Origin of the sequence: Frateuria sp. YIM B11624 (genome assembly GCF_049727805.1) — a bacterium.
GTDB lineage: Bacteria > Pseudomonadota > Gammaproteobacteria > Xanthomonadales > Rhodanobacteraceae > Frateuria_A.
The window spans coordinates 11,744-33,647 of record NZ_JBCNYA010000026.1; the positions used below are offsets into that span (position 1 = coordinate 11,744).

Consider the following 21,904-nt stretch of genomic DNA (forward strand, 5'->3'; position numbering starts at 1 on the left):
GCCGCCGCGCGGCTCCCACGCGCCGCGATCGTCGTGCGCGCCGCAACCGCAACCGCAACCGCAACCGGTGCACTCCGCCACGGTCCCTCGCGCAGCAGTAGGGAAGCGGAGGCAACACGCCGACTTGCCCACCTTTTTGCTGCTCGTCGGTCCAGCACGGGATTCAGCTCTTGAGCTTGTAGCCGGTGCGGAAGATCCAGCCGATCGCGATCACGCAGGCGACGAGGAAGCCGGCGATGGCCGCCAGGCTCGCGTCGACGCCGACGTCCGCCAGGTCGTAGAAGCTCCAGCGGAAGCCGCTGACCAGGTAGACCACCGGGTTGAGCAGCGTGATCTTCTGCCACAGCGGCGGCAGCATGTGGATCGAATAGAAGCTGCCGCCGAGAAAGGTCAGCGGCGTGATCACCAGCAGCGGGATCACCTGCAGCTTCTCGAAGTTGTCCGCCCAGATGCCGATGATGAAACCGAACAGGCTGAAGGTGATCGCCGTCAGCAGCAGGAACGCGACCATCAGCAACGGATGGGCGATGTGGTAGTCGACGAACAGCCTCGCCGTGGCGAGGATGATCACGCCCACGATCACCGACTTGGTCGCCGCCGCGCCGACGTAGCCGGCGACGATCTCCACGAACGACACCGGTGCCGAGTGGATCTCGTAGATGGTGCCGGTGAACTTGGGAAAGTAGATGCCGAACGAGGCGTTCGAGACGCTCTGCATCAGCAGCGACAGCATGATCAGCCCCGGGATGATGAAGGCGCCGTAGCTGACCCCCTCGACCGAGGTGATGCGCGAGCCGATGGCCGAGCCGAACACCACGAAGTAAAGCGAGGTCGAGAGCACCGGCGAGGCGATCGACTGCATCAGCGTGCGCCGCGTGCGGGCCATCTCGAACTTGTAGATGGCGGCGATGGCATACCAGTTCATCAGCGGCTCCTCACCAGGTCGACGAAGATTTCTTCCAGCGAGTTCTGGCGCGTGCTGATGTCGCGGAAGCGGATGCCGGCGGCGGCGAGGTCGCCGAGCAAGGCGGTGATGCCGGTGTGTTCGGCCTGGGTGTCGTAGGTGTAGGTGAGCTCGCTGCCGTCGGCGGACAGCGCCAGCGGGTAGCGGGAGAGCGACGCAGGGATCGCCGCGAGCGGGTCGTGCAACTGCAGGGTGAGCTCCTTCTTGCCGAGCTTGTGCATGAGCGTGGCGGTCTGCTCCACCAGGATCAGCTCGCCCCGGTTGATCACGCCCACGCGGTCGGCCATGTCCTCGGCCTCCTCGATGTAGTGCGTGGTCAGGATGATGGTGACGCCGCTGTCGCGCAGGCGCCGCACCAGGTTCCACATGTCGCGGCGCAGCTCGACGTCGACGCCCGCGGTGGGCTCGTCCAGGAACAGCACGCTCGGCTCGTGCGACAGCGCCTTGGCGATCATCACGCGGCGCTTCATGCCGCCGGAGAGCGTCATGATCCGGTTGTTGCGCTTCTCCCACAGCGACAGGTCGCGCAGTACCTGTTCGATATGCGCGGGCTTGGGCGGCAGGCCGAACAGGCCGCGGCTGAAGCTCACCGTGTTCCACACCGTCTCGAAGGCGTCGGTGGTCAGCTCCTGCGGCACCAGGCCGATGCGCGCGCGGGTGGCGCGAAAATCGCGCACCACGTCGTGGCCGTCCACGGTGATCGAGCCGTTACCCGGATTGACGATCCCGCAGATGATGCTGATCAGCGTGGTCTTGCCCGCGCCGTTGGGACCCAGCAGCGCGAAGATCTCGCCGCGGCGGATGGCGAGGTCGATCGGCTTGAGCGCCTGGAAGCCGCCTGCGTAGGTCTTGTCCAGGCCCTTGACGACGATGACCGGATCGACGGTCACGGGCGTGGGCGCCTCGGTGTGCAGCAGGGTCATCGGCGGTCACCCCGCCGCGTTGCGCGATGCGTGCTCATGGCGTTCCTTGTGGGGACAGGAGGGCAATGGCGGGCGCAGGCGGACCCGCGTCGCCGGGGCATCCTAGCGCGAGCCGTCCGCCGATGCAGTCGAAGCGGCGAGGGTCAGCCGCCGTAGAAATGGATGCCCGGCCGGAGCACGAGCTGGAAGATCAGCAGCAGGCCCACCACGGCAGCGAGCGGATAGGCGAGGGACGGAGCCGTCGCGGCGCCGCGGGGCCGGATCCCGCGCACACGCCAGGCGCCCGCCTGGATCCAAGGCACGCCGCACAGCATCACCAGCAACGGCACCAGCAACACTTCCACCAGCTCCCGCGGAACGCGAAACGGAAGGACCAGCGCCGTTCCGGCGAGCGCCGGCAGCGTCACCCAGCGGAACACCTGGCGCGTGCGCGCGCCGGCGCCGGCGAGGGCCGGCGTATCCGCGAATTCGAGCATCGATCGGCACAACCGCATGGCGATCAGCGGCATCGCGCCCAGGGCGACGATCGCCGCAGCGATGCGGGTACCCTGGCCCAGTTGCAGGTAAGCCATCGCCATGCCGAGGTCGCTGCCCGCGCTCAACGCGCCGATGACCACCTGTGGCAACGCCATGAAGCAGCCGCAATACGCCATCCAGAACACGAACAGCCGGGTTCCGGCCGACCATGCCCGCGGACGCCGCAGCAGCCACAGGCAGGCCAGGCCGACCAGCAGGGTCGCCAGCGCGCCGGTGCCCTGGAACAGGCCCGCAAGCGGATTGGCGCCCTCCCACCCGTGGTTGTTGTGGTAGAGGGTCGGACGCAGCCCGGGCGTGAGCGCCTTGGGCAGTACCAGGAACAGTTCCTGGATGAAGAACGTCAGGTTGAACGCGAACACGTACACCAGCATCGACGCCGCCGCGAACCGCCAGCTTCCGCCGGCCGTCGGCGCGGCATCCGCGCGGCGCGCCGATACGAAGCCCGCCAGTCCAAGCGCCAACGGACCGGCCAGGATCGCCAACGCCGAGGCGACGAGGAGCAACGCGGTACCTGTGGCCATGTGCCGGTTTCCCTGGTGGACAAGCTGCATAGTGCGGAGCGGGCGCTCATGCCGTCGATAGGCTATCGGTCACGCCCCTCTTCGAGTGGCACCAAGGAGCGCAGGCGCCAGGCTCCGGGATCACCGGCCGACGGCAAGCGATGCATGACCGCGCCGGCTGCCCACGTGGATAATCTTCGCTCTTCTTCCGATCGACCCGAGCAGGACCTGCCTGGAGGTTTGCATGTCGGATGGCTGGAAGCTGCCGTGGGAGGGCGGATGCCTTTGCGGCGGCATCCGGTTCCTGGTCAGTGCGCCTCCTCTGCTGACGCTGGCCTGTCACTGCACCTGGTGCCAGAAGCGAAGCGCAAGCGCCTTCTCATCGGTCATCTCGCTGCCCGCCAGCGGATTCGAGATGACCCGTGGCGAACCGGAAGCCGGCTGGTCGCCCAGCGAGCATCGACACTTCTTCTGCCCGCGCTGCAGGAACTGGCTGTTCCTGTCCGTGGCCGGCATGGGCATCATCAACCTTCGGGCGACGATGCTCGACGAGCACCGCTGGTTCGCTCCCTATATCGAGATTTTCGCGGCGAACAAGTTGCCATGGGTCTCGACCGCCGCACGGCACAGCTTCGCCGGCATGCCGGACGCGCAGGCGTTCGCGTCGTCGATGCAGTCCTTTGCCTGCGACGGGCCACGACCCGAACCCTGGACAGTCGCCCGGGGTGCAGGCGACAACGAGGAAGGGCTCTGACACCTGCTTCGGCGGGCACCTAGATGGATCTGCCGCCCTTTCCGGACTCGGCACCGCTTTGCGGGCGGACGGCAACCTCGCGCAGCAGATCCTCAGCCTCCTGCCGGGAACTCAAGGTTTCTTGAAGGGAGTCAGTCATCGGAGCCGCGATAGAGGCGACCGTAACGACCTTGTCGTCCACGACGATCGCCAGGTAGCGCCCGATGTGCGACGTACTGAAGCGAGCCATGCGGCGCGCACCGTTGGCAGTGAACCGGAAGTTGACGTGGCAAGCGCCTCCGGAACAGCCTCCGTCCTGCACGTACTCGATATCCCTCGAGCCAAGGACCACATCGGGATCGAGATACACCGTTCCGGTGGGGGTCCGAACCTGGCTCCATCCGGGTACCGCATCGAGGGACCCCTGTCGGAACCTGAGTCCTTCCCGTGCACGGTAAGCCGCTCCACCCGTGTCGCAACCGACCAGGCAGAGCGTGAAAAACACAGCAAGCGCGCCGACGATTCTTGACACTCCCATTCCCCTTTTCAACCACTCACCAGACCCAGGATCGAACAACGAACACGCGTCTGCCGTCCTCCCGCAACGTACTCGGCCCTGGGACGCCGGCACATCCCCTTCCCCCAGGTCTTATCGGCCATACACCGGATCAGAATCCCGGCGGCCGCTCCCCAACCACCCCGGCCTTCGCCTCCAGCGCGCGACCGACGCGGGCCAGCGTGCCTTCCTCGAACAACCGACCGACCAGGGTCACGCCGTAGGGCACGCGGTGCGGCCGGGACAGTTTCGGGCGTGGATGCGCCGGATTGGGCGCCCAGTCGCTGCGCACCTGGTCCACGTCGACGAAGCCGGTGCGCAGGGTGAGCGAGGGATGGCCGGTCATGTTGGAGATCACCATCATCTCGTCGCGCAGCGAGGGCACCAGCAGCAGGTCGACCTCGCCCATCACGCGTGCCATCTCGATCGCTACCTTGCGGCGCAGGCGGTCGGCCTGCACGAAGTCGACCGCGGAGAGGAAGCGCGATTCGCGGAACAGGTTCGGCCAGGCATCCGGCGTCTGCTCGCGCATCCGGTCGGCCTCGCCGGAGAGCGTGAGCTCCTCGAACGCGGCGGCGGACTCGGCGAACAGCAGCACGTTGAGGTCGTCGTAGGGCCAGTCCGGCAACGACACCTCGGTCGGCACCAGGCCGAGCGCGCGCAACTGGTCGAGCGCGGCCCGGTCCAGTCCGGTGGCCGGCGCTTGCTTCATCCAGTCCGGGAAGTAGCCGACCTTCAGGCCCTTGATCGGGGCAGTGGCCTCGTAGTCCAGGTGCGCCGGCACGCTGGCCGTGTCGCCGGCATCCGGGCCGCCGATGGCGTGGAGCACCAGCAGGGTGTCCTCCACCGAGCGGGCGATCGGCCCGAGCTTGTCCATCGTCCAGCACAGCGTCATCGCGCCGGTGCGCGGCACGCGGCCGTAAGTCGGGCGCAGGCCGGTGGTGCCGCAGCGCATGCATGGGCTGATGATGCTGCCCTGGGTCTCGCTGCCTATCGCGAACGCGACCAGGCCCGCCGCCGTGGCGGCGGCCGGGCCGGCGCTGGAGCCGGAGGCGCCTTCCTGCAGCAGCCACGGGTTCATGGTCTGCCCGCCGAACCAGATGTCGTTGAGCGCCAGCGCACCCAGGCTCAGCTTGGCCACCAGCACCGCGCCGGCCTCGTCGAGCCTGCGCACCACTGCCGCGTCTTCCTTCGGCACCCGGTTGCGGAACGGCTCGGCACCGTAGGTGGTGGCGATGCCGGCGGTGTCGAGCAGGTCCTTGGCGCCCCAGGGGATGCCGTGCAGCGGACCGCGGTAACGGCCGGCGGCGATCTCCTTGTCGGCCTGCGCCGCCTGCGCCAGCGCATGCGTTTCGCACAGCGTGATCACGCAGCGCAGTTGCGGATCGAAGCGCTTGATGCGATCGAGGTAAATCTTCGTCAATCGCGTGGAGGTGAGCTTGCGCGCGCGCAGCCAAGCGCCGAGCTGGGCCACGGACGCGAAGGCGATGTCCTCGTCCTTCGCCGGCAGCGGCGCCGCCGGCAACCCGACCGGCGCGAAGCGGTTCTGCGCGGGACCGACGTGTGCCCGTCCCATCGCCGGGAACCAGGTGGTGGCCGGCGCCAGACCTTCCTCCAGGGCGACCTTGCGCGGGCCGGTGCGGCGCTCGACCAACGCCGCCATCGACGTGGACCAGTTGGCCACGGCCATCTGCCGCTGCGCCTCGGTCATCGTCACCTGCACCAGTTTCTCGGCCTCGGCGAAGGTGTCGACGGTCAGCTTCGGTCCCACCGGCGGCGCCGTATTGAATGCCCCCGGCGAGCCCGGCGGCGGCGCGCTCTGTGCAGGCGCTGCACCGTTCTGCGCCACCGCACGACCAGCCACCACGGCACCCAGCACGCCCAGCGGCGCCTGGGTGAGGAAATCGCGACGCGTCTTCATGCTGTTCCCCCAACGGCCGCACCGGGAGGCTCCTGCCCGCGGGGCGGCACAGACGGGTCGGCCGCGCATCCGTGAGCCGGCCGTGGCTCCGATGGCGATCGGAGCATTCGTCCACTTTGGCGAAGCGCGGGCGCGGAGGCAACCGTGCGGGAAGGCAAGGGCTTCACGCCGGGGCCCCGTGCGCCACAGGATCCATTTGAGCTGCAAAGGTGGCCTGCTCTTTACCGCTTCGTCTCCCCCTCTATTGAGCCCCTTCCGTTCGCGGATTCAACCATCGGAGAGACTGCAGGCGGAGCCAGCAGCTTCGCTGCCGGACCGTGCCTAGCCCAGGTAGCCCAAACGGATCAGCGTGAACGCGCTCATGTCGGCGCAGGCGTGGAAGCTGATCACGTACCACAGGTTGGCCGGCCAACGGGAGCGCACCCCGGCGGCGAACAGCGCGAACACCAGCGCATTGGCGACTCCGAAAGCGCCCAGTTGTGCGTGATAGGCGGCGAACGCCAGCGCTGTCAGCAGGATCGCCAAGCCGGACCGCACCCTCCCGTCCGGCAGGTACTGCATGAGCGACGTGTGCAGGAAGCCACGGAACACCAGCTCTTCATAGAAGCCGCCGATCACCCAGGCCAGGGCCAGCGCGATCAAATAGCCGGAGAAATGCGCGCGCACGAAGGCGAAGTCGGAGAGGTCCGGTCGTTCGCCCAGCAGGAGCGCGAGCACAGGGCCGATCAGGCTGAAATTGACCGCGGCATAGAGCACACCAAGAAGTCCACCCACCAGCACCGCACCCATGCCCAGCCCACGCCAGCGAAACCCCGTGTCGGCCCACCGCAGCCCCTGGCCGCGCAGCATCACCGTGCACAACCCGAGCCCGAACCACGGATAGAGCACCATCGGCACGCCCAGATGGGGCGCGACGAGCACGCCGAGGGTCCCGAGCACGATAAGGCCCGTCTTCCCGAGCGAACAGGCGGACGAGCTGGTAGGGACGTCGCGCATCATCGCCGATACTCCGCGTTCTCGTCTCAAGTGGTGCCACCCTTTACTTACCCCTGAAGCCCCCCTTTTCGGGGCCGTTACTCATCACGCGGCTGCGGCGAGGTGCAATCGCACAACTTCTCGACGCCCACCCGTTCACGCCGAGCTTGCTGCCCTCGGAGTATGGCGCGCACCATGGCTACACCGAACAGCACGGGGAGATTGCACATGAGCACTCACAGATGCGACCGGTACACCGAACTGGGCCCCTACATCGCGTGGCTCCGCAAGATCAATGACGGCGAGTACACGATCGTCGTCCAGATCGCCGATCATTTGCCGGAATGTGCCGACCAGCCCTTCGAGACCGAAGAGCAGGCCCTGCGGGCGGCTGACGTATTCGCTCACCAGTTGCAGGAGTCGATATGCGGCACGGCTGCATCTGACCCAGGTAGTCCAGGCGCATTGGCGTAAACGCGCGCATGCCGGCGCAGGCGTGGAAGCTGGTCAAGGTGCGACCGGCTTGCTGGGCCGTTCCCGGCTAGCCTTGAACCAGCGCATGCAGGAACGCCCTGCCGCGCGACGATGCCAGCCACGACACGAAGGCGATATTGGCGAACACCGTGAACCAGAACGGCGCCCGGAACGAGGCCTTCCGTGACTTGTGCCGCAGCAGCCCCTGCGCGGCGCAAGCCCCGGGCCATCCGCCGGCGAGCGCAAGCAGGTGCAACGATCGCTCGCGCACGCGCCACCGCCCCTGCTGCGCCGCAGACTTGTCCAGCGCGTAGACCAGGAAGGTCAACGCGCTCATCCCGGCGCAGGCCGCCGGCACCACCAAGGGCAGTCGCCCGAACATGGCCGCGCCTACCTGCGCGACCAGGAAGCCCGCGGGCAACCACCATCCGCCGAAACCGGACGCCGACGGCCGCGAACTCGCCACCCGCGCAGGCCGCATGTCCACGCACCTCACCTCGGCAGCGCACGGACGTCCGCGCCCATCACGGGCGTGGCCGTAGGTGACGATCTCGCCACCGGCAGGCTGCCCGCGCCAGCCACGCAGCGCCTTGGCATGCACGAACAGCTCGTCGCCACCACCGTTGGGCGTGATGTAGCCGAAGCCGCGGCCATGGTGCCAGCGCGTAATGCGACCCTGATAACGCATCCTGCTCCCCTTCCATTCACTGCTCACCAGGCGGCCCAGCCCATACGAAGCTTACGCAGCCACGGCTTCGTCCCCGTCACTGGTTTCGATGACTGGCAGCCAATTCGGCGAGCATCGCTTTGTTGTATCTCTTCGCGTAAGCCCGTGCGTTCGCATTGAGCTGCTCTTCCTCGGCATTGCAGTAGGCGTCACCCGTACCCGCAAGCACACGTATTGCCTCCGGATGCGCATAGGGATCACCGCGGTACGCAGGCACCTCGAATGCGAAGCCATACACCCCTAGAAGGCGGTAGTCGCCCGACCTGTACGCACTGATCGCGTCGGTTTCGGCGCGAGGCACCTTTAGCTTACGTAGCTCCGCCAATCCGCTTCGGGTAGCACAAGCCGCCACCCGGCGATCACATCCCGTAATCGATACCGCAGCGAAAAACAAGCCAATCCAAAAAACAACGGGCAAATACGGACCCTCAGCCCGACCAGCTCGCAAGATCAGGGGAGACATGGACGCACACTCCAGGCGTGGGTCATCGGTCCGGGTTAATCGAAACGACCGCTTATTTCCATGGCAATACGGCCGCGCCGTTCGCCGGGGCGCCGACCACGTACCAGCCAACCGGGTAGCTCCAGAGCATCGGCACGGGCGTCGGGCCCGAGCCGGTGTAGCCGGGGAGCGGCACGCCGCGGGTGCCCAACTGGTGTGCCGTCCGGTCCAGCTCGTACAGGCCCGTACCGGCATGCGTTCCGGACACGATCAGATAGCCTGCCGAGGCCGCACGCTCAGCCGGAACCTGGCCTGTCCACAGGGTGTCTGCAGTGAGTCCGGTCTGACGACCCAGGCCATCGAAATTGCGATAGACGGCGCGGCCGAACGCTGCGTCCGTATCGTCGCGCCGCTCGAACTGGATGTTCTTGCCAGCGACACCGCCGCCGATCGCCCAGACGTGGCCGATATCCAGGTCGCCCCCATCGGCAAACGCCGACGTCAGGTTGTAGCTGCGAAACCCGGGCGGGACGCTGTCCCAGATGTAGAGGTCGTTCAACGGGCTGGTCCAGAGGATGCTGAGCCGCTTGCCGGGGGTGTAGTAGCCGATCCCGATCGGGTAGTAGCCGCAGGCGACGGACGTGACGTGGGCCGCCTTGCGCGTCGCACCCCGCATGAGCCAATAGCCGAACTGGCAATCGGACGGATCCAGCCACAGGAGATCGTCGTAGCCGTCCCCATCCAGATCACCCGCGCCGACCAGTTGCCAGGCATCGGGGTAACTGCCGATCCGGGTCGAGCGCCACTTGCCCGCGCGGTTGTTGGTCCACAGCCACAAATCGCGCGAGGCGCCGGTGAACACCAGATCGGCGTACCCGTCGCCCGTCAGGTCACCCACCGCGCCAACCAGATAGCCAGGAGTCACGCTGTAGGTGTGCGTGCCGATCCGACTGGCCGGGGGATCGGCGTCCGGGTTGGCCCGCATGAGCCAGTAACCGACCTGGCTCGTCGTCGGATTGAACCAGAGCAGGTCCGATGTGCCGTCCCCGTTGAAGTCGCCCGGCACGCGCGAACTGCCAGGAATCGGCGTAGCCGCCTGAAGGACCGGCAGCGTCTCGAAGGCGATCCTCGGCGAATAATGCCCAGTGACAGGATCGACCGTGATGGTCGCGGTCGCCGTGGCCGAGACCGGGCCGTAATAGGCGCGGAACACGAACGAATCCTCGCCTGCGTAGCCCACGTCCGGGACGTAGACGGCGATGTCGTCTCTCACGGTCACATGGCCGTGCGCCGGCGGGGTCACCACGTCGAAGTCGCTGTCCGGGATCGTGCTGTGGAGCGGGATCCATACCTGGCCACCCCCGCTGTTCGCGGTGACCGGCCCGGTCGCGATCGAATCGTACAAATGGACGAATCGCACACCGCCGGTGACCGCCACCATCAGTATCTGGCCGTCCGGCGAGATGCGGGTCCGCCCCTGCCCGTAGGCAACATTGCCCGTATGGTCGAACGTGTCGTTGAAGTTGTAGCTTCCGAGCAGTTGCATCGTCTGCATGTCGTAGACGCGCACGTCGCTGGATTCGGCCCAGGGAAAATAGGCTCTGGGCCTGACCGGGTCGTAGGCCACGCCAGTGGGCTGGCCGGCGGCGTATTCGCCGAGCGTCGCCGTCTTCTGGTACTGCGCGTCGTACACGAACGTACCGTCGTAGGTCGGTAGAGCGAACTGGGTGCCGTCCGGGTTGGCTGCGATCTCGAAGTTGAACCACGAGGTACCGTCGGTGTACCCCTGGCGCCGCACGATCTGGCCAGTCCCCGGGTAGTACACGCCCCACGGACCATCGGAACTGTTCGACTCGGCGAAGGCGATTGCCGAGCGGTCGGCGCTGGCCGACAGCATGGTGGCCTGATTCACCGAGGCGAGCGTCGTCCATTGCAGCGTTGCCAGGTCGAGCCGCCGCATGGACACCCACCCGGAGCCTACGAACAGCGACGTCGTCAGGAGCCCGCCATCCCCGGTGAAGGCGACCGAGTAGGTGCCGACCTCGCCGACGATGTTCGTCCCGTCGACGGGGAACGTCACCTTCCTGTCGGTGAGCGTGGCGAGGTTGACCAGGTGGACCCAGGCCGTCGGCGCCATGCCGGATCCATCCCCGACGGCAAGCGTGTTGCAGTCCGGCGAGATGTCGAGCCCGTAGAGTCTTCCGCCCAGCACGATCGGCGCGAGCAGGCGCTGGTTTGTCACGTCATAGCGCAACACCCGGTCGCCGTTGGCGATGTAGATGACATTGCGCGCATGGTCGAACACCATGTCCGTGCGATTCGCCGCGGCGATGAAGGTGCCATCCGCACGGGCGACCCCGGCCCCGGCGCCGAGCGAAAGAAGAAATACCGCGATCCAGCCCCTGATCCAGCGATGCATGTCCTGCCCCCTGCCACCGAAGCGTCGGCGCCCCCCATGGGCGAGCTCGGCGGCGAGCCATAGTAGTGCGAACCTGGGGCCGTACCCGAGTTTTGGCGCTTTTTTTAGTGTCGCCAGGAATTGAACTGCGTTTCCTGTCCCCATTTTTTTGCGACCGGATTAGCTGGCTGGCAACAAGCTCTCTACCGGAAGTAGGTTCGTGCCGCCGATGTGCGACCGAATTGCTTGCACTAATCCATCCGCATCGGCATCCAGGCCCTTGGTCGAAAAGTAGATATCTCCCATTCCCCGAGAACGGCCGTAGGCGGCAACATACCTGGCGATACGTCCCTGCCTACCGCGAAACGCGTCGGCATCCTTGAGAGAAAGACATACGTAATCCACTTTGACCTGCCCGAAGCGGACCGGCACGTTTTGCTCATATTTCCACGCGCGCTCGATGTCGCCCCATGCAATCGGGCAGCCCTTCCAGCCTCTCACCCATACGCCTTTCTCGTTTAAAAGGAGGCGAGGGCGGTTATCGAAGAGTACGGCGAGGGCAAGCAGGCCACCGAAACCAAAAAAAGCCATGCCGAGCTCATCCATCCACACGCTTTGGGATGCGGCGCGATGGGACGCAAACACGGACGCGCCGATGGCCGTGAACGCGGCACATCCAACGAGAAAAAGAAACGTTTTCGGAATTGACCGCTTCACTTCGATTGGAAGTGAACCGGCAAGCAGGCTCGCCAAACTTGACATGGCTGACTCAACCCTCGCATTTTTGAAGAAGCACGTGACATGGCGTTAAAGGGCTCTGACCCCCGTTATTCCACCCTGAATGCGCCCATGTCGGCGCAGGCGTGGAAGGCGATCGCATATCCGAAGTTGGCCGGCCAATGCGAGCAGATGGCGGCGGCGAACACGGCGAAGACCAGTGCGTTGGCGATACCGAAGCGTCGAGCTGGCAGGGATAGGCTGCACACGCCCAGGTGCGGTGCCATCAGCACGCACGCCGTACCGAGTGCGACCAGTCCCGTCTGCCGGCGCGGCGGCGGATGCGGGCTTGTCGATGGTTCGACCTTCACCTTGGCGCCTGGTCGGACACCGCGTCCCCGGCCTTTCTGGCCGGAGGCGCAAAGGAAGGCAACGCGAACGTCGGCAGCGGCGCCGATACGGCGACCGGCAGGCCCTCCATGCGACCGGTCCGCAGAAAGGCGTAGACCGCCGCCTTGGCCGCCGGCTCGCCGCGCAACTGGTAGAACGTGCCGTCGTGGCCGGCGCGATGGACGAGGATCGCGTGGCCGTTCGGGAAGTAGGGCAACAGACCCAACGTGTTTTCGATCGGCGTGGAGGTATCCCAGTCGCCGTGCACGAACACGACCGGAATCGGGCTCACGACCGGCTCCCTCACCGCATCCCCCATGTCGCGGGTGGGCCAGTCGGGCGCCGAGGCGATGTTGGCCGCGAAATCCCAGGTACCGAGCAGTTCCACGCCCGGATCGGTGCGCAACTCGTGCTCGCGTGCGGCGGTCACCCCGAGGCTGCTGTCAGACAGCGGGCCGATCAGCGTGGTGGTGCCCTCGCGGCGCTCGTCGATGACGTCGCGCGCCCACTCGTCGTAGTGCCCGTAGTAGAGCGAGAGGATGAAGGCCGGCCATTGCTCGGCCTCCTGCGTGTGCGAAAGCAGCGCCAACTGCAGATCCTCGGCGCCGAGCGCCACGGTCTGCATTGCCCCATCGCCGTCGCGCACCCGGACGCGCACGGGCGCCGCCGCGAAACGCAGGTGCAGGGTGCGCACCGCCGCCATCAGGCCGCCCCTGGGGAGATAGGGCGCGAGCCCGGGGTCGCGGTCCGCGTCATAGGCGATGCGCTGCAGCGCGGCGAGGACGTGCGAGGGCATGTCGTAACCGTTGTTGAGCGGCTCGACGCTCGACAGCACGGCACGCGCGACGATCTGCGGATGCAGCCGCATCACCGCCAGGCTCCATTGCGAGCCGAAACTGCCGCCGAACAGGCTGATCCGCTCGTAACCCAGCGCGCGGCGCAGATCGTCCACGTCCGCAGCGAACTCGCCGATGTCATAGCCGGAAAGATCCTTGCCCGGATTCGCCGCGACCGCCGCGCGTGCCTGCGCGCGCATGGCCTGCACATCCGCCTGGACCGAACCGGGCCGGTCCAGCGGAACGGCGGCGCGCTTCGCCACCAGCATCTCGCCACGGCGGGTGTAACCGCGCTGCTCGACCACCACCAGGTCACCGACGTCGCGATAGGTCAGCCAGGACCGCAACCGCGAAGCGCCCGCCGCATCCTTGTCGATGAGCACGCCGAGCACGCTCAGGCCGGGCCCGCCCGGCAGCCAGAACACCGGCGGCGCGCCGGTGGCACGCGCCGCCCTGATCCGCGCGAAGCCGACGCCGATCACACGGCTGCCGGGCTTCCCGCGGTTCTCGGGCACATAGAGCGTTCCGATCTCGTAGGGCACCTCAACGCCGGCCTCGGACTTGACCGTACCCCGCTCGATCACGATGTCCCCGGCCTTGTGCCCGGCCGCGGCGAACGCCGGCATCGCGACCCACCATGCAACGAGGACATGCCTCCAGAACCGCATCCGCAGAACACACTGCATGCCAGGCACTCCTTTGGTCGAGGGGTGTTGCGGGGACGGGATGGAGCCGACTCTAAGCGAAAATCCACGCCCGGCGCTTTTCGGCCGGACTCTTGTTGTTGCTTGCGACCCACGGTCTGCGGACCAGCCAGGCATTCACTTGTCGACATAAGCGTTCGAGAGCGCTCCGCCCCGTGGGCGTGCACCGCGCCGGAATCGATCGAGGAGGGCCACGCTGGCGACCAGCAGCAGCATGCGCACGGCATCCAGCGAATCCGTGACCGGGTCTCCGTTGCGCGCATGGGTGGCGATCGCCCCTAGCATGAGCGCCCCGAGCAGCACGGCAGCCGCCGTGCGCAGGCGCGCCACCAACAATCCAGCCGCGCCGATGATTTCCAGCACCATCACCGCATACATGAAGGCCACCGTGTAGCCCGATCCGAGGAAGAACTGGCGCATCTGTGTATCGTGCGCCGCCTTGCCGATCTCGAAGCCGGCAAACGACAAGGCCACGTACCACGCCAGGCCGATCGTCACCCAGGCAGGTTCGGCTGACGCAGCGATGCGCGCGCCTTCAGGCCGCCGTCCGACCAGCGGGGCCACTGCAGCGCCGACGGCGAAACCCGCGATCACCTGCCCGACGGCCACGGTGCCGCCGATCATCGCGCGATAAAACGCCGCTGACGGGGACAAGTGGAGGGTGACTGCAATCACCCCGAACAGACCGACCAGCGCATCGGCCATGCAGAGCGCGGCGAACCCGCGGGATAGCCACCGGGGGCCGCTCGAATCATCGCGGGCACGCAGCAGGAGGAAAGCAGCCAGCGCCCCGATGGCGATGCTGGCGAAGAAGCTTCCGGTATCGGTCATTACGGTTCCCTGCTGCGAGAAGGGGCGCAGGTAGTCAGGTTTCCACCCGCTCGGCAAACCGGCGCCTCCTGCCAGGGCGGACAGCCAGCGCCCGACCAAGAGCGATTTCCGCCTTCGCTGAAAGCGCTCGTGGCCGACTAGACAAGTGAACCTGACCCCTTGCGTCCTTCATTGGCTAGATAATTGAACCCGACCCCGTCGTGTCTCGCCCTGACCTATTTCCATGGAAGCGGCGCAGCGCCATTCGCCGGGGCGCCCACCACATACCAGCCCTGGGGATATGCCCAGAGCCCGTACGTGGGGATCGGCGCTGGGCCCGACACGGTGGGATCCGACGTGGGCAAGCCACCCGTGCCAAGCGCGGGTGCCATCTTGTCGATTGCGTACAGACCCGTGCCGCCCTTGGTTCCCGAGCGCACCAGATAGCCTGCCGAGCCGGCCCAACCGCCATCCGACGGGTCCGTCCACAGGATGCTCGCGGTGTGGGCGGTCTCGCGACCTTGCGGGTCGAAGCTGCGGTTGATGATCCCGCCCTTGGCGACGCCTGCGTCGTCGCGGCTCTCGAAGCCTATGCCCTTGCCGGCAGTGCCGCCGCCGATCGCCCACACATGGCCGATGTCCTCCTCGCCCAACGCGCCGGCCAGTGAAGCGGTCAGGTTGTAGCTGCGGAAACTGGGTGGAGCGCTGTCCCAGACATAGAGATCGTTGATGCCGCTGGTCCAGAGGATGCTCAGTCGCTTGCCCGGGGTGTAGTAGCCAATCCCGAGCGGGTAGTAACCGCAGGTGACCGGGACGGTCCGGCTCGCCTTGCGAGTGCCTCCTTTCATCAGCCAGTAGCCAAACTGGCAATCGGACGGATCCAGCCACAGCAGGTCGTCGTAACCGTCGCCGTCGATGTCGCCGGCGCCCACCAGTTGCCAGGCGTCGGGGTAGCTGCCGATGCGGGTCGAGCGCCACCCGCCCGTGCGACTGTTGGTCCAGAGCCACAGGTCGCGGGACGCGCTGGTGAACACCAGATCCGCATAGCCGTCACCCGTAAGGTCGCCAGCGGCACCGACGAAATAGCCGGGAGTCACGGCGTACGTACGCGTGGCGGAGATGCTGGCGGGCGGCCTGAGGCCCGGCCGGGCTGCCATCAGCCAGTATCCGACCTGGCTTGTGGTCGGATTGAACCAGAGCAGGTCCGAGGTGCCGTCGCCATTGAAGTCGCCGGGCACGTGTGTGCTGCCCGGGATCGGCGTGGCTGCCTGCAGGGCAGGCAGCGTCTCGAAGGCGACCTTGGGCGAATAAGGGCCATCGACCGGATCGACCGTGATCGAGGCGACGGCGGTGGCCGACAGCGGGCCGTAATGCGCTCGGAAAACGAACGAATCCTCGCCATGGTAGTCGGCGACCGGCGCGTAGATGGCGACGTTGCCCTCAATGGTCACGTGACCATGCGCCGGTGGGGTTTCCACGTCGAAGTGGGCGTCGGGTACCGAGCTTTGCAAGGTGATCCACACCCGCTCGCCACCGCTGGTCGCGGACACCCGCTCCGTCGTTATCGAGTCGTACTGCCGGAGGAAACGCACGCCTCCGCTGACCGTGACCATCAGCCACTGGCCGTCCGGCGATATCCGGGTCCGCCCCTGGCCGTAGGCAATGTTGCCGACGGTCTCGAACGTGTCGCCGAAATCGTAGCTGCCGAGTGGTTGCATCGACTGCATGTCGTAGACGCGTACCTCGCTCGATCCCATCCATGGAAAGTAGGCCCTCGGTCTGACCGGATCGTAGGCAAGGCCGATCGGCTGACCGGCGGCGTATTCGCCGATCGTTGCGGCTTTCTGGTACTGCGCGTCATAGACGAACGTACCGCCGTAGGTCGGTATGGTGAACTGGCTGCCATCGGCGTTGGCCGCGATCTCGTAGTTGGGCCATGAGGTTCCGTCGGTGTACCACTGGCGCTGGACGACCTGGCTCGTCGCCGGGTAGTACACGCCCCAACGGCCGTCGGAGATGTTCGATTCGGCAAAGGCCACCGCCGAGCCGTCGGCACTGGCGGACAGCATGGTGTCCTGGCGTACCGAGACCAGGAGCGTCCACGTCAGCGTGTGCAGATCCAGCCGGCGCATCCATACCCACCCCGAACCTGCATAGCTCGAGGTGGTCAGCAGCCCGCCATCGTGGGTGAAAGCGACGGAGTAGGTGCCGTACTCGCCCCACTCGCTGGTCGGGAACGTCACCTTCCGGTCGGTGCGCGTGGCGAGGTCCACCAGGTGGACCCAGGCCTCGGGAACGTCACCATCCGCATCCGCAACGCCCGCCGCGTCCGCGACGGCAAGCGTGTTGCCGTCCGGGGAGATGTCGAGCCCCTTGAGCCGTCCGCCCAGCACGATCGGATCGAGCAGGCGCTGGTTGGCTACGTCATAGCGCAACACCTGGTCGCCGTTGGCGACATAGATGACGTTGCGCGCCTGGTCGAACACCATGTCGGTGCGGTTCGCCGCAGCGATGAAGGTTCCATCCGCATGGGCGACGCCGGCCCCGAGCGAAAGAAGAAGTACGACCACCCAGACCTTGATTCGATCCATTTCCCACCTCCCTGCGGCCGAACGTCGGAGCGCCCCACAGGCGAGCTCGGCGGCGTGCCATGGTAATGCCTGTGCTTTACCCATGTAACGCTGCGTGGCGCCAGAGGAAGCGCGCCAGATCAACCCTGCCTTGCCGGCTCGCCTTGGAATCAGGGCCGGGCAGAAAACGAAAAAGGGGACGTGGCAAATTAATTTCGGCGCCGAAGCGCATTTTAATTAGCCACGCCGCTTTATTTTTGACGCTTGAAAGGTCGATCCCGTTAACCGGACTCATTGGTTGACGCCCGGCAAGCAAACTGAAGGGTTACGCTGTTTTTTTGCTTTATCGGATCACTCAGGCGTCACCCGATTCGCCGGACCATCCCGCCCACTGCTGTTATCCGACGGAGGTGTGCCATGGCAAGCAGCATGTATCAAGGGGATGATTGGGGTCTCGAAGGAACACCCAAATGGTGGTGGAAATACGTAATTCCGAGCCCGGAAAGTTTCTACGGGCAAATACTGGCGCAAGCCAGTCGGGCTACCTCGCCCGAGGCGGGCTCGTGGTTGCAGCACGCTTCGGGCGAAATCATGGAGGGGTTGGCGATGTTTCATGCGGCCACCCGGATGGGTGACCGCGAAGGCTCGACGCGCCTCAAGAACGAGGCCTACGCCCGCCTGGCGCGCGCAGTCAACACACTGGGCAACGAGGCCGGCTTTGTGGGTGTCGACCAGAACGGTCCGATCGGGCCGCGAACGCACGGCAGCGGCGCCGAGGTCAGGACCGCCGGGTAAGGCGTCCAGGCTGGGACAACGGGGCGGCGCCGTAAGGATCCTGCGCCGTCCTGCGTTGTCGCTGCTGCTAGCGGATGACAAGGGAGACGTGGCAAATTAACCCCGGCGGACGAAGCCGACATTTAATTAGCCACCCTCCCTTTATTTACGTCCCCTTTATTTAGAAACATGGTGATCAATCGACGCGTTCCAGTGCCCGGCCACGACAATTTTCCGACTCATCCTTTGGCGGATAGTGATACCAGGCCTCGTGAGGCGATGATTGCTTGCAGCTTAAGCACTGTGTCCGCGCCCAGAAGTGTCCGCACCCGGGACAGCAGCCCGCCGTCCAGAAAGTGTTCCAACGCGTCCCGCATCCGGCCCCCGGCTCGGAAGGCGCGCAGAACCAGCGGCTACTTGCCTCGGGCTCCCAACGACATAGGGGGCAGTGGATGTGGGGCTGTGGCTTCATGTTGCATCTGCTCCTTTCCTGGCCCAGGCGCTCGAACGAGGCGAGCTAGGCAGCCTATCGGCATCGGTGAAGGGGCCATGATCCGACAAAAAGTAACGAGGTCATTTCGGATGTACGAGAAAATGAACCTGACCCCTTTTTTTTAATTCCCTCCGTCCCCTTCGGTCCAGTTGGCCCGGTGAGATGATGCGCATCTCCCGCTGACTGCCACGGCTGCCGCCATGCCCAACCGCGTCCTCGTGTTCTACGGTTCCTACCGTTCCGACCGCGCGGGCATCCGCCTGGCCGAGTACGTGACGCGCGGGCTGGCCGCGCGCGGTACCGACGCGGAACTGATCGATGCGCAGCGCGTCGGCCTGCCCATGCTCGATCGGATGTACAAGGAATACCCGCCCGGCGAGGCGCCGGCGGCAATGGAAAACCTCGCGCAGCAGATTCGCGCGGCGGACGGCTTCGTGTTCGTCACCGGCGAGTACAACTGGGGCGTGCAGCCGGGCCTGAAGAACCTGACCGATCACTTCCTGGAGGAATGGTTCTGGCGTCCGGCCGGCATCGTCAGCTACTCCGCCGGCCGGATCGGCGGCGCCCGCTCGAACCTGCACTGGCACGGCACGCTCTCGGAGATGGGCATGGTCGTCATCTCCAGCACGGTGACCGTGGGCCCCATCGCGCAGACGCTCGATGCCGGCGGCGAGCCCCTGGGGGAAGCGGGCAAGTTCCTCGACCGGTCGTTTGCACGTTTCGCCGACGACCTCGACTGGTGGGTCGAAGCAGCCAAGGCCCAACGCCAGCGCAAGGCGCCGCCGTATTGAAGCTTCGAACGCGGGTACGGCAACGCAAGAATGCGGGTCATTAACAAGGGGCCTTGCCCGGTTTTGTCATTTGACCCGGTTTCTGGCGATGTCGGGGACGCTGCCGTGCCAAGCCTGTGCGATGGCCTGATCAGTAGCCCGCCGCCAGGCCGGCTGGACGGCGCGGGTCATTGGCACCTTCGAGCAGGCCGGTGGCTGGGTTGCGACGGATCGCCTCGACCGCGCCGCCACTGAACGACTCGAACCGGTAGCCCATGGCTTCCAGGGCCTGCTGCGATTGGGGCGTGAGCAGGCCCTGGCCGGCGTAGACGACGTCCGGATACCACTGCTGGTGCAAACGTGGCGCATTGACCGCCTGCTGCATGTTCATGCCGAAGTCGACCACGTTGAGGAAGCTCTCCAGCGTGGACGAGATGATGGTGGCGCTGCCGGGGCTGCCCGTGAGCATGAACGGCTTGCCGTCGCGCAACACGATGGTCGGCGTCATGGAGCTCAACGGTCGCTTGCCCGGCTCGACCTGGTTGATCACGCCCTGCACCAGCCCGGCCCCGTTGGCGACGCCCGGTTTGGCCGTGAAGTCGTCCATTTCGTCGTTGAGGAAGAAGCCGGTATCGCCGGCGATCTGCTTGTTGCCGAACAGAAAGTTGACCGTGTAGGTCACTGCGACGGCGTTGCCGTCCTTGTCCACCACCGAGTAGTGCGTGGTGTGATGGCCTTCGGGTGCGCCGAGGCTGCCCTGGACCTCGGATGACGGTGTGGCCTTGTCCGGCTTGATGGTGGCGCGAAGCTTCGCCGCGTGTGCGTCCGACAGCAGCGTGTCGATCGGGTTGTGTACGAAGGCCGGATCGCCCAGGTAGGTGTTGCGGTCGGCAAAGGCACGACGCTCCGCCTCGACCAGGTAGTGCACGCTGTTGACCGAGCCGTAACCCCACTTCGCCAGCGGATAGGGCTTGATGATCTGCAGGATCAGGCACAGCGTGGTGCCGCCCGAGCTCGGCGGTGGCGCCGACACCACGGTGTAGCCGTGGTACTCGCACTGGATCGGCTTTTCCCACTGCGCGGTGTAGTCGGCAAAGTCGCGCAGCGACAGGATGCCGCCGTTGGCGTCGCTGGCCTTGACTACGGCATGGGCGATCGGACCTTCGTAGAACGCCTTGGGCCCGCCCTTGGCGATGCGCTCCAGTGTGCGCGCAAGGTCTTTCTGCACCAGCCGCTCGCCGACCTTGAAGGGCTTGCCATGGTTGAGGAAGATCGCCGCCACGTTGGCATGCTTCGCAAAGCCGCGGGTGCTCGAATCGAGGCTGTCGACATCCCCTTGTTCGAGCACGTAGCCGTCGCGGGCCAGCTTGATGGCTGGCGCGATGACCTCCTGCAGCGACATCGTGCCGTAGGCCTTCAGCGCCGTATCGAACCCCATCACCGTGCCTGGCACGCCCACGCCGAGATAGCCGTCGGTGCTGCGCCCCTCGACGACCTTGCCGTCGGCATCCTGGAACATCGTCGGCGTGGCTTTCGCGGGTGCCTTTTCGCGGAAATTGAGGAACAGGTTGCGACCGTCCTTGAGGTGGATGTTCATGAACCCACCGCCGCCGATATTGCCGCAGCACGGGTGCACCACCGCTTCGGCAAACCCGACCGCCACGGCAGCGTCCACGGCATTGCCGCCGCGCTTGAGAATATCCACGCCCACCATCGTGGCCAGGTGCTGAGCACTGACCACCATGGCGTGTTTGGCAGTGACCGGCCTGGCGCTCTGCAGTGCTGCCCGGGTGTTGACGGGCTCACGGCCGGTCTCGTCCGGGTTGATCTGCTGGGCGAAGACCGGTGCGCTCAACGCTGCCAGCGTGGCCACGCACAGGACGTGGCGCCTCCATCGGTTGGAGCGGGGCGATGCGGCGTGAATGGCTGGCGTGGTGGCGGCGTGTGCAGGGCGTGGGCTGGACATGGGCTCTCTCGGCATGGATCGGACCCAGCATAGCCGCGCTCGCGCGCCAGCCGAAAAAACAGGTGAGGCGTCTGCGAAGAAAGGGGACGCGGCAAATTAAGTTGGCCGACCACACGCCGGCAATCCTATTTAATTAGCCACGTCCCCTTATTCCTGGGCGGAGGGTCCATCGCCTTGACCGCCGTGACCTGCCCCAGAGTGTCAATTTAGTAGCGACCGAATCCTAAAAAAGCGGCGCTGACCCCGATAGTTGGCTGCGCAGCACCAGCCACACGCCATACGCCGGCACGAGCGCCTGCACCAGCACCACCAGCGTCACCAGCGCCGTACAGAACGCGAACGCGCGAATGTGGCCGATGCGGTGGGTGAGCCGCGGGACCGTGTAGGTGCCGACCAGGAAACCGGTGTAATACGCCGACGTCAGCAAGCCGATCATCGCCACCGAGAACCCCAGCGCCCGTCCCTCCAGTGCGATGTGCGAGTGGAGCAGGCCGACGCCCATCAGCAGGAACAAGGTACTCAGCAGCAGCGACGTCGAGGAGCGAAGGCTGGTCAGCATGGGTGCGCAAGGAGGCGAGCGAAAAAGCAGCCTACTGCCCCACCCTGCCGCGCTCCGTGACGAGCGGGCAACCCCTGGTTCGAAGAGACGGCGCGCGGCTTATCGCCCCAGGCAGCCTGAGGGAAGTGAACCTGACCCCGTTAGCTAAACCGCATCCCCTTATTA

20 protein-coding genes are annotated in these 21,904 nt (G+C 66.1%); 4 read left to right on the top strand and 16 right to left on the bottom strand.

Annotation, left to right across the window (positions count from 1 at the left end; all coding sequences use genetic code 11):
* Positions 1 to 163 precede the first annotated feature (163 nt).
* From AAIL17_RS13495 to AAIL17_RS13505, 3 genes are all read right to left on the bottom strand, one after another.
* Positions 164 to 925, bottom strand: coding sequence for an ABC transporter permease (locus tag AAIL17_RS13495; protein ID WP_424683370.1), 762 nt, complete (start codon positions 923 to 925; stop codon positions 164 to 166).
* On the bottom strand, positions 925 to 1,887 hold the full coding sequence (locus tag AAIL17_RS13500) for an ABC transporter ATP-binding protein (RefSeq protein WP_424683371.1): 963 nt from the start codon (positions 1,885 to 1,887) through the stop codon (positions 925 to 927). The genes AAIL17_RS13495 and AAIL17_RS13500 overlap by 1 nt, the downstream gene beginning before the upstream one ends.
* A 143-nt stretch (positions 1,888 to 2,030) precedes the next feature.
* Complete coding sequence (locus AAIL17_RS13505; protein ID WP_424683372.1) at positions 2,031 to 2,945, bottom strand: hypothetical protein; 915 nt, start codon at positions 2,943 to 2,945, stop codon at positions 2,031 to 2,033.
* A 223-nt stretch (positions 2,946 to 3,168) separates the two neighbouring features.
* Between AAIL17_RS13505 and AAIL17_RS13510 the strand changes: the two genes are divergently transcribed.
* The gene (locus tag AAIL17_RS13510; RefSeq protein WP_424683373.1) at positions 3,169 to 3,678 is read left to right on the top strand and encodes a GFA family protein; all 510 of its coding nucleotides are present in this window, start codon (positions 3,169 to 3,171) and stop codon (positions 3,676 to 3,678) included.
* Positions 3,679 to 3,697: 19 nt separating this feature from the next.
* Here AAIL17_RS13510 and AAIL17_RS13515 read toward each other — a convergent pair whose 3' ends face one another.
* From AAIL17_RS13515 to AAIL17_RS13525, 3 genes are all read right to left on the bottom strand, one after another.
* On the bottom strand, positions 3,698 to 4,027 hold the full coding sequence (locus AAIL17_RS13515) for a SecDF P1 head subdomain-containing protein (RefSeq protein ID WP_424683374.1): 330 nt from the start codon (positions 4,025 to 4,027) through the stop codon (positions 3,698 to 3,700).
* Positions 4,028 to 4,325: 298 nt separating this feature from the next.
* Positions 4,326 to 6,134, bottom strand: coding sequence for an amidase (locus tag AAIL17_RS13520; protein ID WP_424683375.1), 1,809 nt, complete (start codon positions 6,132 to 6,134; stop codon positions 4,326 to 4,328).
* Between the two features lie 321 nt (positions 6,135 to 6,455).
* Positions 6,456 to 7,133 carry a lysostaphin resistance A-like protein gene (locus tag AAIL17_RS13525; RefSeq protein ID WP_424683376.1) on the bottom strand — a complete coding sequence of 226 codons (678 nt, stop codon included), beginning with the start codon at positions 7,131 to 7,133 and terminating at the stop codon, positions 6,456 to 6,458.
* A 204-nt stretch (positions 7,134 to 7,337) separates the two neighbouring features.
* Here AAIL17_RS13525 and AAIL17_RS13530 point away from each other — a divergent pair, with 204 nt between their 5' ends.
* Positions 7,338 to 7,583 (top strand): hypothetical protein, encoded by a 246-nt coding sequence (locus AAIL17_RS13530; protein WP_424683377.1) that lies wholly within the window; start codon positions 7,338 to 7,340, stop codon positions 7,581 to 7,583.
* A gap of 67 nt (positions 7,584 to 7,650) precedes the next feature.
* On the opposite strand, the gene AAIL17_RS13535 is transcribed toward AAIL17_RS13530, so the two are convergent.
* From AAIL17_RS13535 to AAIL17_RS13570, 8 genes are all read right to left on the bottom strand, one after another.
* On the bottom strand, positions 7,651 to 8,271 hold the full coding sequence (locus AAIL17_RS13535) for a DUF1294 domain-containing protein (protein WP_424683378.1): 621 nt from the start codon (positions 8,269 to 8,271) through the stop codon (positions 7,651 to 7,653).
* Between the two features lie 76 nt (positions 8,272 to 8,347).
* Positions 8,348 to 8,773, bottom strand: a complete 426-nt coding sequence (locus AAIL17_RS13540) for a hypothetical protein (RefSeq protein WP_424683379.1) — start codon at positions 8,771 to 8,773, stop codon at positions 8,348 to 8,350.
* Between the two features lie 52 nt (positions 8,774 to 8,825).
* Positions 8,826 to 11,171 carry an FG-GAP-like repeat-containing protein gene (locus AAIL17_RS13545; RefSeq protein WP_424683380.1) on the bottom strand — a complete coding sequence of 782 codons (2,346 nt, stop codon included), beginning with the start codon at positions 11,169 to 11,171 and terminating at the stop codon, positions 8,826 to 8,828.
* A gap of 159 nt (positions 11,172 to 11,330) precedes the next feature.
* On the bottom strand, positions 11,331 to 11,912 hold the full coding sequence (locus tag AAIL17_RS13550; RefSeq protein ID WP_424683381.1) for an STM3941 family protein: 582 nt from the start codon (positions 11,910 to 11,912) through the stop codon (positions 11,331 to 11,333).
* A gap of 65 nt (positions 11,913 to 11,977) precedes the next feature.
* Positions 11,978 to 12,238, bottom strand: a complete 261-nt coding sequence (locus AAIL17_RS13555) for a hypothetical protein (RefSeq protein ID WP_424683382.1) — start codon at positions 12,236 to 12,238, stop codon at positions 11,978 to 11,980.
* Positions 12,235 to 13,779 carry an alpha/beta hydrolase gene (locus tag AAIL17_RS13560; RefSeq protein ID WP_424683412.1) on the bottom strand — a complete coding sequence of 515 codons (1,545 nt, stop codon included), beginning with the start codon at positions 13,777 to 13,779 and terminating at the stop codon, positions 12,235 to 12,237. Before AAIL17_RS13560 ends, AAIL17_RS13555 begins: the two co-directional genes overlap by 4 nt.
* 135 nt (positions 13,780 to 13,914) lie before the next feature.
* Positions 13,915 to 14,628: a DoxX family protein gene (locus tag AAIL17_RS13565; RefSeq protein ID WP_424683383.1), complete on the bottom strand. Its 714-nt coding sequence runs from the start codon at positions 14,626 to 14,628 to the stop codon at positions 13,915 to 13,917.
* A gap of 215 nt (positions 14,629 to 14,843) precedes the next feature.
* A complete protein-coding gene (locus AAIL17_RS13570; RefSeq protein ID WP_424683384.1) occupies positions 14,844 to 17,198 on the bottom strand; it encodes an FG-GAP-like repeat-containing protein in 2,355 nt (784 codons plus the stop codon).
* Positions 17,199 to 17,594: 396 nt separating this feature from the next.
* Here AAIL17_RS13570 and AAIL17_RS13575 point away from each other — a divergent pair, with 396 nt between their 5' ends.
* Both AAIL17_RS13575 and AAIL17_RS13580 read left to right on the top strand, forming a co-directional pair.
* A complete protein-coding gene (locus AAIL17_RS13575; RefSeq protein ID WP_424683385.1) occupies positions 17,595 to 17,972 on the top strand; it encodes a hypothetical protein in 378 nt (125 codons plus the stop codon).
* A 672-nt stretch (positions 17,973 to 18,644) separates the two neighbouring features.
* Positions 18,645 to 19,235 (top strand): NADPH-dependent FMN reductase, encoded by a 591-nt coding sequence (locus AAIL17_RS13580; RefSeq protein ID WP_424683386.1) that lies wholly within the window; start codon positions 18,645 to 18,647, stop codon positions 19,233 to 19,235.
* A gap of 130 nt (positions 19,236 to 19,365) precedes the next feature.
* Here AAIL17_RS13580 and ggt read toward each other — a convergent pair whose 3' ends face one another.
* Together ggt and AAIL17_RS13590 are read right to left on the bottom strand one after the other, a co-directional pair.
* Positions 19,366 to 21,087, bottom strand: coding sequence for a gamma-glutamyltransferase (ggt, locus tag AAIL17_RS13585; protein WP_424683387.1), 1,722 nt, complete (start codon positions 21,085 to 21,087; stop codon positions 19,366 to 19,368).
* Positions 21,088 to 21,403: 316 nt separating this feature from the next.
* Positions 21,404 to 21,739, bottom strand: coding sequence for a hypothetical protein (locus tag AAIL17_RS13590; protein WP_424683388.1), 336 nt, complete (start codon positions 21,737 to 21,739; stop codon positions 21,404 to 21,406).
* Between the last annotated feature and the right edge of the window lie 165 nt (positions 21,740 to 21,904).